The sequence below is a fragment of the Bacillus sp. R86525 genome (assembly GCF_042466195.1).
In the GTDB taxonomy this organism is placed as follows: Bacteria; Bacillota; Bacilli; order Bacillales; family Bacillaceae_G; genus Bacillus_A; species Bacillus_A nitratireducens.
In genome coordinates, this window is record NZ_JAXHPX010000010.1 from 1 (window position 1) to 16,421 (window position 16,421).

20 protein-coding genes and 1 pseudogene are annotated in these 16,421 nt (G+C 34.5%); all 21 read right to left on the bottom strand.

Going from position 1 to position 16,421, the window contains the following annotated elements; translation table 11 throughout:
* Nucleotides 1-186: pseudogene (locus tag SJY24_RS30160) on the bottom strand (hypothetical protein); the annotation flags it as partial.
* Nucleotides 187-199: 13 nt separating this feature from the next.
* Complete coding sequence (locus SJY24_RS30165; RefSeq protein ID WP_377867339.1) at nucleotides 200-1,540, bottom strand: hypothetical protein; 1,341 nt, start codon at nucleotides 1,538-1,540, stop codon at nucleotides 200-202.
* Nucleotides 1,541-1,553: 13 nt separating this feature from the next.
* Nucleotides 1,554-1,931, bottom strand: coding sequence for a hypothetical protein (locus SJY24_RS30170; protein ID WP_061530336.1), 378 nt, complete (start codon nucleotides 1,929-1,931; stop codon nucleotides 1,554-1,556).
* 12 nt (nucleotides 1,932-1,943) lie between these two features.
* Nucleotides 1,944-2,318 carry a Low copy number virion structural protein gene (locus tag SJY24_RS30175; RefSeq protein ID WP_088346020.1) on the bottom strand — a complete coding sequence of 125 codons (375 nt, stop codon included), beginning with the start codon at nucleotides 2,316-2,318 and terminating at the stop codon, nucleotides 1,944-1,946.
* Nucleotides 2,319-2,362: 44 nt separating this feature from the next.
* Nucleotides 2,363-2,746, bottom strand: a complete 384-nt coding sequence (locus SJY24_RS30180) for a hypothetical protein (RefSeq protein ID WP_377867340.1) — start codon at nucleotides 2,744-2,746, stop codon at nucleotides 2,363-2,365.
* A gap of 10 nt (nucleotides 2,747-2,756) precedes the next feature.
* Nucleotides 2,757-4,301, bottom strand: coding sequence for a hypothetical protein (locus tag SJY24_RS30185; protein WP_377867341.1), 1,545 nt, complete (start codon nucleotides 4,299-4,301; stop codon nucleotides 2,757-2,759).
* Nucleotides 4,298-4,981: a hypothetical protein gene (locus SJY24_RS30190; protein ID WP_377867342.1), complete on the bottom strand. Its 684-nt coding sequence runs from the start codon at nucleotides 4,979-4,981 to the stop codon at nucleotides 4,298-4,300. The genes SJY24_RS30185 and SJY24_RS30190 overlap by 4 nt, the downstream gene beginning before the upstream one ends.
* Nucleotides 4,978-7,362: a phage tail protein gene (locus SJY24_RS30195; protein WP_377867343.1), complete on the bottom strand. Its 2,385-nt coding sequence runs from the start codon at nucleotides 7,360-7,362 to the stop codon at nucleotides 4,978-4,980. Before SJY24_RS30195 ends, SJY24_RS30190 begins: the two co-directional genes overlap by 4 nt.
* A 30-nt stretch (nucleotides 7,363-7,392) precedes the next feature.
* Nucleotides 7,393-7,797, bottom strand: coding sequence for a hypothetical protein (locus tag SJY24_RS30200; protein WP_377867344.1), 405 nt, complete (start codon nucleotides 7,795-7,797; stop codon nucleotides 7,393-7,395).
* Complete coding sequence (locus tag SJY24_RS30205; RefSeq protein ID WP_377867345.1) at nucleotides 7,776-8,273, bottom strand: hypothetical protein; 498 nt, start codon at nucleotides 8,271-8,273, stop codon at nucleotides 7,776-7,778. The genes SJY24_RS30200 and SJY24_RS30205 overlap by 22 nt, the downstream gene beginning before the upstream one ends.
* 42 nt (nucleotides 8,274-8,315) lie before the next feature.
* A complete protein-coding gene (locus tag SJY24_RS30210; protein WP_000118565.1) occupies nucleotides 8,316-8,912 on the bottom strand; it encodes a hypothetical protein in 597 nt (198 codons plus the stop codon).
* 12 nt (nucleotides 8,913-8,924) lie between these two features.
* The gene (locus SJY24_RS30215; RefSeq protein WP_377867346.1) at nucleotides 8,925-9,341 is read right to left on the bottom strand and encodes a hypothetical protein; all 417 of its coding nucleotides are present in this window, start codon (nucleotides 9,339-9,341) and stop codon (nucleotides 8,925-8,927) included.
* Nucleotides 9,338-9,754 carry an HK97-gp10 family putative phage morphogenesis protein gene (locus SJY24_RS30220; RefSeq protein ID WP_002175907.1) on the bottom strand — a complete coding sequence of 139 codons (417 nt, stop codon included), beginning with the start codon at nucleotides 9,752-9,754 and terminating at the stop codon, nucleotides 9,338-9,340. Before SJY24_RS30220 ends, SJY24_RS30215 begins: the two co-directional genes overlap by 4 nt.
* A gap of 1 nt (nucleotide 9,755) precedes the next feature.
* Nucleotides 9,756-10,082 (bottom strand): hypothetical protein, encoded by a 327-nt coding sequence (locus tag SJY24_RS30225; protein WP_000392019.1) that lies wholly within the window; start codon nucleotides 10,080-10,082, stop codon nucleotides 9,756-9,758.
* Nucleotides 10,083-10,110: 28 nt separating this feature from the next.
* Entirely contained in the window at nucleotides 10,111-10,644 is a 534-nt protein-coding gene (locus SJY24_RS30230; protein WP_377867347.1) for a hypothetical protein, read from the bottom strand.
* A 13-nt stretch (nucleotides 10,645-10,657) separates the two neighbouring features.
* Nucleotides 10,658-10,822, bottom strand: a complete 165-nt coding sequence (locus SJY24_RS30235; RefSeq protein ID WP_000691127.1) for a YqbF domain-containing protein — start codon at nucleotides 10,820-10,822, stop codon at nucleotides 10,658-10,660.
* 16 nt (nucleotides 10,823-10,838) lie between these two features.
* The gene (locus SJY24_RS30240) at nucleotides 10,839-11,819 is read right to left on the bottom strand and encodes a phage major capsid family protein (RefSeq protein ID WP_098230543.1); all 981 of its coding nucleotides are present in this window, start codon (nucleotides 11,817-11,819) and stop codon (nucleotides 10,839-10,841) included.
* 20 nt (nucleotides 11,820-11,839) lie between these two features.
* Entirely contained in the window at nucleotides 11,840-13,030 is a 1,191-nt protein-coding gene (locus SJY24_RS30245; protein WP_377867348.1) for an XkdF-like putative serine protease domain-containing protein, read from the bottom strand.
* A gap of 28 nt (nucleotides 13,031-13,058) precedes the next feature.
* Nucleotides 13,059-14,399 (bottom strand): phage portal protein, encoded by a 1,341-nt coding sequence (locus SJY24_RS30250; protein WP_377867349.1) that lies wholly within the window; start codon nucleotides 14,397-14,399, stop codon nucleotides 13,059-13,061.
* Between the two features lie 93 nt (nucleotides 14,400-14,492).
* Nucleotides 14,493-15,740, bottom strand: coding sequence for a phage terminase large subunit (terL, locus tag SJY24_RS30255; RefSeq protein ID WP_377867350.1), 1,248 nt, complete (start codon nucleotides 15,738-15,740; stop codon nucleotides 14,493-14,495).
* Nucleotides 15,741-15,929: 189 nt separating this feature from the next.
* The gene (locus tag SJY24_RS30260; RefSeq protein WP_377867351.1) at nucleotides 15,930-16,421 is read right to left on the bottom strand and encodes a hypothetical protein; all 492 of its coding nucleotides are present in this window, start codon (nucleotides 16,419-16,421) and stop codon (nucleotides 15,930-15,932) included.

The following is a 16,421-nucleotide window of genomic DNA, read 5'->3' on the forward strand; positions in this document are numbered from 1 at the left end:
AACTGCAAAACCAAATCTTCTACGTTCCAAATCACTTCCAGTGGATTCAAATAATCGGACATCAATGAATTTGCTGGTTTCTCTCCGGATACGGAAAAATAGATCACGTTTCCATCCGTGATCTACAAATAACTTTTCTAATTCATTAGGCAAGGTTTGTAAATTTACAATTTTATCGAACCACATTTATATTCATCCCCTATATTGTTTTTTCGAAAATACCTAACCCTGCTGGACGATATGCAGTAGCTGGCATCTTGGTAATTGGCGAAATTGCATCTACGGTAAAGAACCTGTAGATATCATGCGTATCTGGGCATGTATTTTGTCTAACTTTTAATTTATCTCCATTTAACAACCCTAGCGGAGAAAGAAGTACAACATACGGCATATAACCACGCACTCCTTCATCTGGATGTATAATATAAGCCCTAGAAGTATGAACCCTGCCGCTATATAAAGATGAATTGAATTGATACTTATATTCGTCATTATCGTGGCTTTGCCATGCTGTAGGATATTGGCCACCATTAGCACCTTTTCGATCGGGTGGCATAATATTACTCGGTACATTCCATGCAATATAATGCGCTTGGTACCTTGCACCAAAGCGGGAACGTTTAATAATTACGTTATCAATGCCGTTACCTGGCGATTTAGGGTATTGCTTTGTGCGTGGCATATAGCTAAATACATTCCTAAATGGCGTTTTACTTTCAAAATTAAAGCTGTGAGAAGAGCTTTCTCCACCTTCATCGTAAGCAGTTCCAGCCCAAAGAGCATCCGCTATGGTATCGTCATTTGCATAGCTTTCTAAGCGTCCCATGTATACTGGAGTTACAGGGACAGTATTATTTTCAAATGCTGGAGTTTTATCTGCTTGTATTAATAAGACAATCCTATCTTTATCAACTTGTCCTGTAATACGTACTAAAGAATCTGGCCACCAATTCGTATCAGCGTCTATATTTAGCAATTTAGGGTTTCTTAAAGTCGATTTAACCCAAGGTGACATCATTAAATCTGGTGTATCCGTATATTCATAAACGGTATATGTGTAAGGTTGGTGGTTACCGTCGTATCCCGTTTTTTCTGTGGCTTTCACTTCGGATAATTCAACATCCATAATAGATTGGAATTCTTTATTGTCTTCTGCCCCCATAATAATTACACTATCCTCTTGATAGCTTGGAAGTTTTTCAATCATATACAAATACATGCATGAACGATCTTTATATTGTGGGTTGTTTTCTAAATATGTCTTAAATTCCGTTTTTCCCTCTGGCTTAGAAAAATCAATGTTTAATTTAGACTTTGTAGTCCATTTCCAAGCTTGGACAATTCCGTATAAACCACCATCGTTATTTTTTAAAACCACATGCTTCGCAGCCCAATATTTATGTTCAGGTTCCTCTGATTTAGTAGCTTTATAAATTGTTTTATAAAAGCTACTTACTTTCTTCCATCCATTTGCAACCATGGTGTTTACTAACTCCATATGAAATTCTGCTTCTGATACTATTTTTTCAATATATGCCATAGGTTTCACGCTCCTAATCTCTTAATAGTTGATAATTCAGCTTTACTACTTTGGATGTGCCGGTTATATTGTGGTATTCGAACTTTAATACGGCGTTAGCCGGAATAGGCCTAATAATAGAAAAATTGAATCCTTCTGGTACATCTTTTACATAAACATTTTTAAATATTTGTTTCCCATCGATAAATAGATTCCAATAATCACGATCGCTATAACTTGATGCAGCTATAGAAAATGCAATTAACTCTGTATCGAATGGTAGTGAGAATTCATCTTTTTTTATTGAATCATCTATTCCAATTCTTCTACCTTCTATATACGGTTCCGTTTTTGTAGGAAAATAAGGTGCGTCAAATCTACCGCCCGCCATATACGTAACAGCAAAACTCATGATACCCCTCCTTTATGATAAAAAATGCAATTCAAACCATACTGTTTTATCAAGAATACCTTGATTTTTAAATGAAAATTGAACAGTACTTCCTGCTGCTAAAGGTTTATAAACCATGAAGTGCATACCTTCGGGAATATCCTTGGTATATATGTTTTTACAAATCGTTTTACCATTCACGATTAAGCTCCATTTATCATCTAATTCATATATAGATGCACTTACACTTATTGCATACAGCTCCATATCTGCAGGTAAAGTATATGTAGTTTCATTTGTTTGGAACGAAAAAGAATCCATAATAAAACCAGGTATAAATGGTTCTGTTTTTGTTGGATGAAAAGGTGGATCTAATCGACCACCAGCTAAATAGGTTGTTTCAAACAAGAGTAATCACCCTTTTTCTTGTATTAAAAAATTCCCGTGCATCATTACGACACATCGGGAATTGCTAAATCAGATAGTATACCGTTACCTTTATTAAGAAATCTCGGCTGCACACGCTCTAATTGCTTTTGTGCATTGTATATTAATTGTATCTCCATTTCTTTTCCTGTTACTTTATGAGAGACAAGAACCTTTTCTAGCATGCTGTGTGCATTAAAAGCTAAATTATAGTGTAAATATTTATCTCCATCGACTTCAGATAAACGAGCACCATCACGAATAAGTGTATATCCTTCGGTCATGCCTTCTTTAAATACGTCATTTGGATCATTACCAGGAATCGGTTTTCCACCGCTGTAAAATTCCCTATCAATTAACCCTTTCATTAAATACATAATAGGATCATATAAGTTCTTTTGCATTATCATTGAATCACCCCTAATTTACCCTCGTAACAGACCAAGTTTTTGCTGGTCGTTGGATATAATAGTGATCTTTGTTTTGATTTACCCTAGGAAATGATAAATCTGGTAACGAACCATAATCAAACAAGATATTATTTTGCGTATCCAATACTTGCAAACGTCCTGTAAGAATCCCTTTTGGGTTTCGTACTGCTTCAAATACGATAGTATTCACACCATATTCAAGTGGAATATCAACATATGTCGGATTGTTCCGGATAAAATAATTTTCTTCGATTAATTTATCATCGCAGTAAATATTTAACAAATCGCCATCCTCTACATCCCAATCCCAAAGTTTTAAACGTAATGTATCTACATTTACTGTAATACCAGTTATATCTGTATACGGAGCAGGTTCATATCCATAGTTAACAGATAAATCTAAAGTTTGATAGAATCCATCATCTGCAGATATCATGGTATTAATTCCTTTAACAAAGTAATTCCATTGTTGACCAGAATCTCTATTGTAAACAGAAACCACATCGAATAATTGAATCCTTGGATCTCCAATGACTGCTACTGTTAATGTTCTGAACTTCTGGATTGCTTTTAAATGATAAGCTGCAGCAACCGCTCGCCTTGCAAAGAACGTTGTCGCCCAAGGAACTTCTATCATTTCCTCTCGTAAATCACCCTGCGATACATTTTTTAATAGAAACGAATTAAGAAATCCGTTTGCATAATCTCCACATTTAACAACAATGCTGTTACTTATATCCTGGTCAGTTAGCTGCATATCTAAAGAGACAAGGTTTTCGCCTTCTCTAAAACTAAACTTTGCAGGTTCATTAACTGCATAGTCTGGCATTTTCATAAATGTACAACTTCCATCTGGTTCATGTTTAATGTAGTGGAATGTTGTATCTATAATATCCCGTACAATTTCATCCCACTTTTGAAACCTCTTTCCAGTTGCCCCTTCAACAATCCAACTTTCATTGGTCCCAGGAATGTTTACCCTACTTCCGTGTAATGTAACTCCTGCTTTTTCAAGGAAGAATTTCACTACATCATACACATTTCCAGTCGGTGCAACAATTTCATCTGATCCCGGCGTTGGAATTACTGATTTTTGTAGAACCTTTTTATAAGATGTTGTGCAGGTAACTGATATTGTGCCGCTTTCGGCATTCACCTTTACGTCAGATACAAAACCATGTATATACGGTAAAGCTTCTTCACCATAACCGATAGAAACCTTAAATTCAGTCTGCGGATATAGTTGGTTTGTGTTTGTTACTTCACTGTTGTAAAACCATTCTTGAATGGAAGAAAACTTACCATACCAGTTATCAGGTGCCATTTGTCCATATTCATTAGCAAAGGTAATAGAAAATGTACTTGCGAACTGATCTGCGTTCTCTTGCACTTCCAGGCTCATTACACGATGTTGTATTTGTACATAAGAAGAAGATTCTCTTTTTTTCATATAAACAATTAAATTAGGAGCATTATTCCCCACTTGGAAATAGCTCCCCAACATTCTGATTAAAGAAATAGATCCTTCTCTCACATTCCATCAACTCCAATACCTGCTTGTGACATAGATATTAATTTACACTTTGCTATTACTAGTGTTCCTTTACGTATTGCATCAACTTCATTAGGCGGTATTATACCACCATAGGTACCGTAATCACCTGTAATAATATGAGGGCGATATATTTCCCCCATGAACTCACGCCAATGGCTGATATCATTGAATAAAGCAGTAAATTCTACTTCACATCCTTTATTACCAGTACTTTGGTAACGAGGATATCCATGCATAACATTGTAATTTTTTAATCCGTTTAAGGATTTAGGCATTTTCGTTTGTTCAATCATTGCAATTGTAGATATAGGTCCATATGCATGATAATAAACATCACGCAAATAGGCTACGTCAGAAGAACCGTAACCGATTGTTGTAAATTCAATTGTTTGTGGCCCTGCCCCAACAAAAATTTCTCTTGCTTCCCAGGCATAAGCACCTCTTGCTCTAAATTTTTCAATACCATTTACTCGAACAATAAAGTATTTATCTGGTAACATACCATCAGAGCCAATAGGAACTTGGGACATAAAAGAAAAATTATATGTACCAGGCCATGAAAAATTAATAGTATATTTAATTGTACTTTTTAATTCTGTAGCATCCCAAAAGAGATGATATGAACCAGCTCTTCTATGCAATGTTTTTAATATACTCATACATTACGCACCGCCATTCCCATTAGATCGTCAGCAACTACGTTTTGTAGTAATTTTCTCATTTTCACAAAATCCTCTGCGGTTTGCAATTTTTCAACAGCAACTTTGAATGTAGCATTTTGAATTGTAACACCTTTATCTGTTTTCTTTTCAACAGAAGAATGCCCAGCAAATGGATGTGCAGCTTTTCCAATCATATCAGCAGAATGTGCCCCCATTTGTCCAATTCGGGTAGATACATCCGTTACTAGTTGCATCGGTTTCGGTGGAACAACCGCTTTATTTAACAATCCAGAAGCCTTGTCTACAGCCGGAATCATTTTTTCCATCCCTACACCAAGACCTTCTGTAATATATCCGCCGTATTCCATCATTAGACGCGAAGGAGATTTTATACCAAAGAAACTTTTAACTGCTTTTGGTATTCCGTCTACAACGCCTTTAGCTTTATCAACAACCCAGCCAGCCATAGATGCCATACCTTTACCAATACCAGCAATAATATCTTTCCCCCAGCTTACAGCGTCGTTTGCTATCCCTTTAATTATAGAACCTACTTTACCGAATACATCCTTTACTGTATCAACAATACCGTCAAACGCTCCGACGATAGCTTTTTTAATTGTGGCAAAGTTACTTACTATGAAATCTTTAATAGCACCAACAACACTAAATATTGTGTTTTTTATCTTATTAAAGTTATCCACCACAAAGTTAACAAATGTCCGAACAGCAACTATTATTGTTTCTTTAATAAAATTCCATGCGGTTACAATAATAGACTTTACGATATCCATTACAGTCGTAATTGTGTTTTTTATAAAATGAAATGCTGTAACCACAAAATTCTTTATGGACTCTAATACAGTTATAAAAATTGTTTTAATTACATTCCAAATCGTAGAAACAACCGTTTTTATTCCATTCATTACAGTCGTAATTATGCTATGAATTTTTTGAAACACACTACTTACAACTGATTTTAAGAAGTTTAATACAGTCGTAAAAATTACCTTTATTCCATTCCACACTGTAGAAATGACGGTTTTTATCCCATTCATCACAGTCGTAATTATGCTGCGAATTGCTTGAAATGCACCACTTATAAATGATTTCAAAAAGTTTAGCACCGTCGTAAAAACTGTTTTTATAATATCCCAGCCAGTTTTAAAAATACTTTGCCATATTTTAATAGCAGTAGAAATATAGCTTTTAATAAATTCTAAAGCAAACTTAACAACACTTTTTATTACATTTAGCACTGTATTAAATATCGTTTTAATTAAATTCCAACCAATTTCAAATGTCTTTTTCCATATGTTGATATACATTGTAATTACAGTAGTAATTATTTTCCATGCCCCGCTAAGTATTTTATCTATAAACGATACCGCAGATTGGAATACCTTTTTTGTTCCTTCCCAAAAACTTGAGAAAAACTTTGACAAGCTATCCCATACTGACTTCGCAACTTTAACGATAGCATCCCAGGCTTTAGAACAAATATCACCGATCCATTGCACTGCCTGCTTTGTATATTTCACAATTGAATCCCAATTTTTATACAGCACATATACTAAAGCAACCATTGCAATTATCGCAAAACCCCATGGGCTTAATACTAATGAAAACATTGATTTTCCAAGACCAGTCAATATCTGTGCAAACTCACTAAAAACTTTAATAAGTTTTAAGGCATCTTTAATAATCGCCGTAATTGCACCCGGTATTTGCATTAATGTTTTAACTATATTTACAAGGCCACCAATGATTTCACTCGCCTTAGATATAAGACTAGAAACAGATTTGATTAACTCAACCGTTTGTTTCAACGATGGTATTACTATATTAGAAATTTTCACGACTTGTTGAGCGATAGGTTGAATAGTTCCAGCCAAACTCTTTGCATCTTTTTCAGTTAACCCAAGCATATCCTGTAGTTTTTTTTGAGAACCTTCCAAATCAGTAGCAAATTGTAAAGCTTTGCTATTGACTTGTTCTATCGGTTTTGTGACTTTATTTGAAATAGTGTCACCAAACGTTTGCATTTGCTTGCTAATATTCCCAAGAGAATCTGCTGATTTTTGGATTTTTTCTTGCATTGTATTAGAGGCTTTTTGCACTCTCTCTTCAAACTTTTCTACACCTTTATATGCCTGATCCGCTTTGTTACCAATCTTCCCAAAAACATTGGTCGCTCCGTTACCAAATTTTTGAATTTGTCCATTTATTTGATTAAGTACTTCTGCTGGTTTTTGAAATTTTTCTTGTATGTTCTTAGAAGCCTTTTGTAAACTTTCCTCGAACTTTGCTAAATCCTTATAAGCTTCATCTGCTTTAATTCCAATTGTACCGAACAACTGGAATACTTCTGTAAACATTCACTCCCCCCTTTCTAACTAGGAAGTTTTTTATTCCTGATCGTCTTCAAACTGAAACTCTGCAATCAGCTTATTTGCATGGTCGATACATTCCTCTTTGGACCAAACTTCCATAGTCTCATTTTCTTCCCCATCCGACGTAGATTCCGTAAGTCCAAAAGCTTGCAAATAGTCATGAAAAGTTGTTCCTTCTTCTAATTGCCTTGTTTGAAATCCGATAAAGGCCATCTTTTTCCATTCATTTAATTCTTCTTGCTGCTCTTCCTGACTAATAAAAGAAAATAAGTCCATTAAACGAGAATACGGTATGGATAAGACATAATCATCTGTCCATCCATACCGTTTTTGGACTTTATCAAAAGCCCTTAGCATATTTTGCTCTGTTTCTTCTATGTATTTATTAGAATCCTTTTCTACATTTCTTTTTTGTTCCATTTGAGACTTTGAGATTTGATTAGACCCTTGACCTGATTGAAAAAAGACATTAAATCTTCACTTTCTAATAATCCTTCAATAACTGCCACCATGGCTTCTGGTGGTAACTGATCGAATTCTTCACGCTTAATCTGTAATAGACTAGAGAAAAATTCCGAAAACTCATCTTCACATTCCGGAATCATAGACAATAATTGAAAGACAAACTCTAAACCCTTTTCTTTTTTTTGTTTTTCAATTTCATTTAACTGTTCTTGTTGCTCTTCATTCATTTGGGCCAATTGGATTTTTTCATCGATTTCATTCTTTTCTTTCCCAAACTCCATAAAATCAGTCATTGCATGACGACCAACTTTAGAAATAATCTTAGTAAAACGCCAAACATCTTTTACATTTAAACGTCTCATCTTCATCTTCTGACCTGAAATTGTAATTTCTGTACTATTATGCATCATTTTTTCTAGCATTGTTGTCATATTCAATATCTCCTTTTATAACCTAAAAATAAAACCTACAACTTATTTACTTGTTGTAGGTAATTTAGGTGCTTTTTTCTTTGGTAAATAAATTTCATAAGGGGGTGTATTAGGCGAACTTTCACTATAATGACCAATAAATTTGCATTTAAGTCCTACAGTTCCTTTACCATCTTTTAAATCAATCTCTACAGAAGAAACTACCATTGCATTTCGGATAACAAAAATAACCGGAATATCACTTCCTGAAACTACACCTACTATTGCAATATCACTATAACTTGCGTCTTTAATTTCATTGGTTGGTTTTACAATGTTATAATCGTTATCAGTCGTACTATCTACATCTACGCCTGGTAGAGCTAACTCTAAATTTTCTTTCGTAAACTCTACAAGTGTAACCTCCATATGTGGTTCATCTTTTAATAGCCATTTTCCGCGAACTAGTTTTCCTAAAACACCATCAATATCAGCATCATAGTATTCTCTAGTAAACCCCACTTTACAGCCACCTGTAGTAGCTCCTAACATCTCACCTAGGTCTTTTACACTTTTAAAACCTTTATACATTACACCCGGTCCAATAACAAAATTATCAGTTGTACCCTCACGTACACCATTAATAAGCTTCCAACTCATTTTTTTCCCTCCTTAATATAATTCCATTCTTCCTACCCGTACAAGAAACTTAATACTAATATGAATAATTGATGGATCTTCATCTGGAACTGTAATACTGCCTGCTCGATGAATCGTAATAATACCAGAATCTCTTAACAATCCCGCTTCTCTGTCTAACAAATGTTCTATTCGCCTTGAAATTACATCCGCTTTTTCATAATCACCATGGCCACAATATATATCAAAAGTGAGGATCATACGATCAATTACCTCTATATCATCCGGATTATTAGATTCAATTCTCATTACCACATAAGGCATTTTCATATCATTTTGTGCAGTTTGAAATGTTAGAGCGGGCTCTCCTTCATATCTCGATAGATTACTTTGCACAATTGTATCTTTCTCAATAATATTTCTAATTGTTGCAATCGCTTTTGTCGTCATTGTTCTCCTCCCAATGTCCTTTTTAATTCCCCACGCTCTTTTTCAAACGTTTTTAAGAAAAAAGGTCGGGCTTCTACAGTACTTGTACCATTTTCGACATACACCGCTCTTTTTAATTGACTTCCAATCGTTCCTACTACTTCGTTATCTGTAATATGTAAGCCATATTTAATAGAATCTTGTAATTCTCCCGTTCTAGAAGCAAATGTCTCTCCTGGTTTTGAAGCAATATATGTGCGACTTGATCGTGGAATTTTATACTTCACACCATTGTGACTACCTGATACTGTTTGTTTCATTTCTCGTTGAAGTTGATTGCAAGCACTTATAATTCTTTCTACCATTATTTTATTAAGTTGCTCTTTAACCTGTTCTACATTACGTGTAACCATGAATTCCGATGTATTCGTCATTTCATTCCAACAACTCACAATACAATTCAATATGGTGATTTAAAAATGATGGATTTCTTGGTTCTCCTCTTACCTCAAATACATAATCATGAAAATAGATTACATCATTTGTATGGATGTTATGTTCTGCAGAAGTATAAATTTTAAAATTCGGCTCAAAATTTTGTTTATTTCTTTTTAACCTTTCATTATCTACCGCTGTGTGTGTTGTTACACGACACTTCATTCTTTCATAAATAATGACAGGCTCTTCTTTAAAATTTCCTGCCGGCTGTTTTACCTTTTGATTCCTTTTCACAGTTACTTCATGTATATATAATTCTTCCATATCTAATGTTCACAGCCTATTCTTTCATTCATAATGCTATTAAAGGGTTTCTACTACGGTATTTTTTTAATACTTTTAAAACCTTTTTATTTACTGTTTCCTCATCTAGCGATTCAATATTTATTTCATATGAATAATCTCCGATATTTGCTGATTTTTTCATATTTTCATATTGTAGATTTGTTCGAATTACCGCATAACACGTCATATCGATGATGCATTTTTTCATTAAAGTCAAAAGCCCATCATAATCTTGTATTGTATACTCAAATTCATATAATTGATTCTCACTTAAACCATATACAGTGCAGCCATCAAAAAAAGCTGAATTGGTAACTTCTTCTCCAGAACCAATATGGATTACCTTGATCAAATTTTCTGCTCGAAAAGAAAGCCAAGCCAATTTACTTGTTCTAACTTTCTCTTTCATTGGGTTACTTGGCTTACTTCTCAAGTAGTTTTTAGTAATCAATTCATATTGACTAATGAGCTCCTGGATTACCGTATCGGGCATTCGTTGAACATTCACCCTGTTCTTTATGTCCTGTACAGTAATTTCCATCCTTCCACCTCTTTTACTTCTCTTTCTTTTTAACCTCTATACTATCTATTAACTTAAAATGTCCTGTACTCAGTAAATAGTTTGCTTTCTCATTTGCAACCTTTTCCTTCACTCCGTTAAAAAAAGTATAGCCATATGCAGTATATGTACCGCCTAATTTCAATTCTATAATCTTCATATGCAAATTACCTTACTTAATTTCCAAATTTATCAGGAATATTAGTAAGAATTGCTACTGCGTCCATTTCTTGAATAACTGCATCATCATCCAAATGAATAACATAGAATCGCTTATCTTCCATAACAGCAGATTTTCCTTCTACAGTCTTACGAACTCGCGTGTCATACGTATTTACCGCAATAAAGTTTTTAGGATCTGCAAAAATAATTACATCATCTTGAATAGAAGGGACTGTGACAATCTCATACCCCAACGGCTTATTAACTTGATCCCCTGTACCTAATAACGCAGCATCGCCTAAGCCAGTTGAACGAGTTGTTAAATATTCAATCCACTTCTCTCTACGAGCAGGTGACATAATCCACTTTAAACCTTCATTTTTATATTTATTAGGCATCGCCTTAGATAAATTAAAGATCGAGTCTTTACTAAACCCAGCGCTAGCTTCAGCATCTCCCGTTCCCGTCACTAATTTAAAATGATCGACAATATGAGATTTACTTGATTGTTTAATTTGTTTTAACCAGCCATCATTAATTTGTAGAAATGGATCCTCTGAAGTTACATCCCCATTCCAATGCAGGTCTTCAAGGTCAATACCTAACTGAGTTGACATTAATGTCATAACAGTATCTTCATATCCTTCACCTTCGATATTTTCTCGAAGTAGCTCCTCCGTTATCTCCCATGGTAAACGAATAGAAACTGTATCATATTCAACTTTCGACGTTTCTACACCTGCTCGATAGCCATCATCACTATTTTCCACTTTCCTACGCAAAATTCGACCACCGATTGCAATTTTATCTAATTCACCTTTTTTCGCTTTACGAATCTCTTTGCGATGCAATTGAGAAAATGGAGTTGCATCAAATACCATTCGGAAAAATTCTTTACTTTGTTCCGGATATAATAGCCCCGCTTTCATTCCTCCTGTTGTCATTGTACTCTTTTCAATTCGTTCAATACGCGCTAATAATTCTTTATTATTCATAGATTCATTTCTCCTTATCTTTATAGATCTAATCCTACCCATTTATTTACTGGTTTTCTCATCTCGTTTGTTGGTTTGGCATCAGCCCCAAGACTTTTACGAACTTGTGCTGATCGCTCAATTACTTCAAGTCTCTTTGAAATGGGGTCTATTACCTTCTGAATAAATTCACTTGTCTTTTTAGATTCTCTGTCATTTTCTAATTCATTAGTATCATGAGTTGATTCAAGTTCTTTATTTAACTGTTCTTCCAACTCCTGTAACCTCTCGAGAAAAGGACCCATTTCTCTCTTTACAATGTCTGCAATTTCATCTACATTTTGATCTGCGTTTTTTTGCAACTTATTTTCTTTAATTTGGTTCATCAAAGAAATCATTTCATCAAATTTTTTATCATTTTTCTTATATAAGATTTTGCCTACTTCATTTATGGAATTAATGGTAATATCTTCTGGCGAGAAATCTGTATCACCACCCTTCATTGTATTTAAAATGTCCTTCATTTCATCTAAGGTGGAAACCATCCGCTTAATATCTACATTTCCCTCCCAAATCCCAACATAAAATACATCTTCAAACAAATTAAATACTTTTTGCATCTTAGAGTTTTGTTTATTATTTAATGACTGATTATCCATCTCCTGAGTTTGTTCCTCGTCATAATGTGACTTAAAAAAACTAAACATCTTACGAATTACACCTTTCTCATCTTGTGTAAACTCATCCATTTTTGGCATCTCCATTCTTTCTCCAACCCCTCCCATCGAAAAGCCTGTGATTTTCCCTTTTTTGATTTCTTTCCATGTTTCACTATCGTCTACTCGAACAGTCATAAGCCATGTTCCTTTTTTAATATTTTGTTTTCCAACAACCGTATTATTTTTAGAAATCCAGCTTTCTACTACTGTTCCTTTTCCTGCCAACTCGTCATGGTTTTTATCTATGTATCTATATTTCTCTAAAAAATTATAAGCCGCTCTTTCAATTTCCTCAGCCGTCATGATATCACCATGTGCATCTTCTATATTGGGCTCATAAACAACCCCTGTTACAAGTTGTTTTTCATCTTCCCTCTTTAAAATAGGAACATTTTTCAAAACATTAGAGCCATTCATGTTCATACCCTTCATAATTGCAAAAGGCCTACCATTAGCCCCCTTTGTTACTAATGAAACATAACTAATTTCTACGTTTTTCAATTCATTTGGCATAATATATTCCTACTTTCTAGCAAGACTACTAAATCGAATTTGAATCTTCATTTAAAAATTTATCTCCTTCTAGAACTGGTTCGTATCCAATGACCTTTCGGCATTCATTTCTTGTTAATATACTCTTTTCGTATCCGTCTATTGCATATTGCATATCACTCGCTCGATCATCTGTATCAATTTCATTTAATTGAAACTGCCAGTCCAATTCCCCTAATGTTCCTGAAAACTCTTTAAATAATTGTGTATTTAATCGATGTTCTAAAATTTGTTGACCCGGTTCAATAATTGATCTTTTATACATTTCATTCATTTCTTTTGCTGTCGTCTGCCCAAGTGATCCTGTCATAGCCCAACCAATTCTATATGGTGGCACCCGATGAGCTACACAAATTTCCATAGCATTATCTTGACGATATAAACGAAAGCTCGCTTCTTTGACATCAGGCCCTAATTTCTCTAAGCGAGCTTTTGCTCCTTCAGGGACAGGAACAACTGCTAACTTATGATGTTCTCCTTTTGTTTCAACAGAGAAAAATGTTTTTAATTCTCTTTCAACTGAATCATCTATTTCATCAACACCCTCAACAAACAAAACAGCATCTGGAATTGTTTTACCAGTGAAATAATTAATATTGTAATCTCTTACAGCTTGTGATCCTACAATGGAACCAATAGAACTCACATAATCGGGAATACCATAGTATGATGATCTAGAACCAAATTTACGAATTACAATAACTTCACCAGCTTTTTCTTCAGTGTCTAATAACGAGTTTTCATCTAAGCTATCACTAATCGTTTCTCCATCTACTAACCTAAAATCATAAGGATAACTAAATCGTTTAAACCATCTCTCCTCATTATTTACAATTTGCGCAAATCGAATCTTATCTTTATGCGCACGTACCGTATGTGCTGGAATATGGTGAAGCTGCGCTGGTTCTCCTTTCAAATTACGAACAACCTCTATAATTCCCCAACCTACAGTTTCATAATCCTCCCAAACTGCCCTAAGTATTTCGCTACTTGTCATTTCATTATTGCAATATCTCATAAAACGCTTTAATTCTTTATATTGTCCTTGATTTGCCTCTGTCACTTCATCTAGCGGTGCAAAATCAAATCCCATACCAGCAATATCATTTACTTTTGCACTAATACATGCCGAGTGAATAGGGTTACTTTCTCTCAAATTTAATAATACTTGCATATCATATGGAGGCTTTACTAGTTCTTTATCACCGTACACTTGTGCAAATGGATCAATTGTCATTTGTTTACTTTGCAGTTCCTCATTCCGTAAATTCATCTCACGATTTTGTAATTTAAGTACTTTCACATTCTTAATTGCTTTCTTCTCAGCCATAAAACCTACGCCCCCTTTCATATACAAATCATTTATTCAATGTTTTTCATAAAAACTTTACCAATATAAAAAAGCTGAACATGTAATGTTCAGCTAAACTCTTTTTATTTTTCCACCCATTATTTTTTTTTGCTTAGTAAAAAAGTATTCTAAGGCTTGTGACGTTGTATCTACTTGATCATTATGCTTACCAGATGGGAAAGAAGCTAATTCATCTACATAATCATATACCCAAGATTGTATTTTAGGATTAGGTATATATACATTTCCAGATTGAAATTCAGGGGATATCGCCTCAGCACGTGTTTCTTTTGAACCCTGTGGATTTATAGGAATGATTCCACTTATTTCATTCTTTAATGAACTAATAATGGCAGGGCCATTTGCTTTTTTTTCAACCAATTTCGGAATGGACTTTTTAAACCCAGAATTCCGAAGAATCGACTCATATTTATGATGAAAAACAACAAATGCTTTCTTTGTTTCTAAGAAATTCATTTGCGCCCTCACTTGATCAATTAAATATTTGTCTCCATCTATTTTCCCCCAAATCTGTCCAACCACAAATGAACTTTTATTTGTAGTGTTATCAAAAGCCATATCCCAGGAAGTAATAATTTGATCAAATTGTTCCCAATTTGGTAATACATCATAATATTGAAACCAGTGCCTTTTAAAAATATTCCCTATATTACTTGATGGTTTTTGTTGCCATAAAGATAACCATGAGCGTGCAGAGGAAAACTTCTTTTTATCTTCATAATAATTTTGACCATAGTGTTCAACCCATAAGCCTCTTCCTATTACTCTGTTCAATGGATCATCCTTTGACTCTGCTATAGCAGGAATTGATAACACAGTCCATTTCTCCTGTTCTTTCTCTAACAATCTACCAGCTAAATCGTCCTCATGCCATCGCGTCAAAATTAGAATTACCTTTGCACCTTTTTGTAAACGTGTAGATAAAGTATCTTCCCATTCATCCCATAGTCTATTTCGGTATGTAATTGATTCGGCCTCTTGGCGATTTTTAATAGGGTCATCAATAATTAATAAATCTGCTCCTTCCCCTGTAATCGAACCACCAACTCCTACAGACAACATTCCACCAGAGTGGTTATGTAGTGCCCAATCTGTTACGGAACCTTGCCGCTCATCAATTCTAATGTTAAATATTTCTTTACCAAACTCTTCAATCTTAGCACGATTTCTTCTACCAAACTTTTCAGCTAAACTTGATGCATAAGATACCTCTATAACTCTCTTATTTGGGTAATTTCCTAAATACCAACTTGGCAATGTTTCTGTTATAGACTGCGATTTTGAATGCCTAGGTGGCATAAACACCATTAATCTATTAGTCGATAATTTCTCTTCAATTAAATCTTGGCAAATCTTTGTTATTAATTTTGTGTGCTTTGCATGTTTATAGAATCCCTTATGTGTATACTGAACATAGAAAGGGGTAGTTCACTTTTGCCAATTCCTTAAATGTATTTTCATCTATTAACTTGTGCACATTCATCCGTGTCATGATTGTAATTCTCCTCCTTGAACTTTCTCAAATAATTTCATAGCTAAATCAAGCATTTCCTCATCACACCCAATTTTCATAGCCATTTTATTATGCTCTACTTTCATTTCTCCTGAATGATTTACGTTTGCTTGCAATTGATCTTTTCTTCCCCATTTAGTTGGGAATTTTCTTTCTAATCTCCATGCTGCAGCTTTCCAATTAGATTTTGCATGCTCCCCAATTGTCTCAACGTCTCTCGCTTCACTAAATGCTAATGCCTGATCAATTTCCAAGACCAACTTCACATAAATCTTATCTTTTCTCGGTACTACTTCACCTGTCTTTTCACTTGTTTCTATTGCTCTACGCCCTTGTTTTAACCAAACATAAACTATACTTCTACTAATTCCAACTAACGCACATGCGGTTTCAATGTAATTCCCTACTTTAATATATTGGGTCAACCTATTTATCAGCTCATCATTCAATTTCATTGGTCGCGCCAC

Excerpts from the sequence above, each read along its gene's own strand:
- SJY24_RS30245 (WP_377867348.1), bottom strand. The coding sequence starts at position 13,030 with ATGCCAAATGAATTGAAAAACGTAGAAATTAGTTATGTTTCATTAGTA.
- terL (WP_377867350.1), bottom strand. The coding sequence starts at position 15,740 with ATGCCACCTAGGCATTCAAAATCGCAGTCTATAACAGAAACATTGCCA.
- SJY24_RS30180 (WP_377867340.1), bottom strand. The coding sequence starts at position 2,746 with ATGATAATGCAAAAGAACTTATATGATCCTATTATGTATTTAATGAAA.
- SJY24_RS30205 (WP_377867345.1), bottom strand. The coding sequence starts at position 8,273 with ATGACAACAATGCTAGAAAAAATGATGCATAATAGTACAGAAATTACA.
- SJY24_RS30165 (WP_377867339.1), bottom strand. The coding sequence starts at position 1,540 with ATGGCATATATTGAAAAAATAGTATCAGAAGCAGAATTTCATATGGAG.
- SJY24_RS30220 (WP_002175907.1), bottom strand. The coding sequence starts at position 9,754 with ATGACGAATACATCGGAATTCATGGTTACACGTAATGTAGAACAGGTT.
- SJY24_RS30190 (WP_377867342.1), bottom strand. The coding sequence starts at position 4,981 with ATGAGTATATTAAAAACATTGCATAGAAGAGCTGGTTCATATCATCTC.
- SJY24_RS30235 (WP_000691127.1), bottom strand. The coding sequence starts at position 10,822 with ATGAAGATTATAGAATTGAAATTAGGCGGTACATATACTGCATATGGC.
- SJY24_RS30195 (WP_377867343.1), bottom strand. The coding sequence starts at position 7,362 with ATGTTTACAGAAGTATTCCAGTTGTTCGGTACAATTGGAATTAAAGCA.
- SJY24_RS30225 (WP_000392019.1), bottom strand. The coding sequence starts at position 10,082 with ATGGAAGAATTATATATACATGAAGTAACTGTGAAAAGGAATCAAAAG.
- SJY24_RS30250 (WP_377867349.1), bottom strand. The coding sequence starts at position 14,399 with ATGGCTGAGAAGAAAGCAATTAAGAATGTGAAAGTACTTAAATTACAA.
- SJY24_RS30170 (WP_061530336.1), bottom strand. The coding sequence starts at position 1,931 with ATGAGTTTTGCTGTTACGTATATGGCGGGCGGTAGATTTGACGCACCT.
- SJY24_RS30240 (WP_098230543.1), bottom strand. The coding sequence starts at position 11,819 with ATGAATAATAAAGAATTATTAGCGCGTATTGAACGAATTGAAAAGAGT.
- SJY24_RS30210 (WP_000118565.1), bottom strand. The coding sequence starts at position 8,912 with ATGAGTTGGAAGCTTATTAATGGTGTACGTGAGGGTACAACTGATAAT.
- SJY24_RS30230 (WP_377867347.1), bottom strand. The coding sequence starts at position 10,644 with ATGGAAATTACTGTACAGGACATAAAGAACAGGGTGAATGTTCAACGA.
- SJY24_RS30215 (WP_377867346.1), bottom strand. The coding sequence starts at position 9,341 with ATGACGACAAAAGCGATTGCAACAATTAGAAATATTATTGAGAAAGAT.
- SJY24_RS30200 (WP_377867344.1), bottom strand. The coding sequence starts at position 7,797 with ATGGAACAAAAAAGAAATGTAGAAAAGGATTCTAATAAATACATAGAA.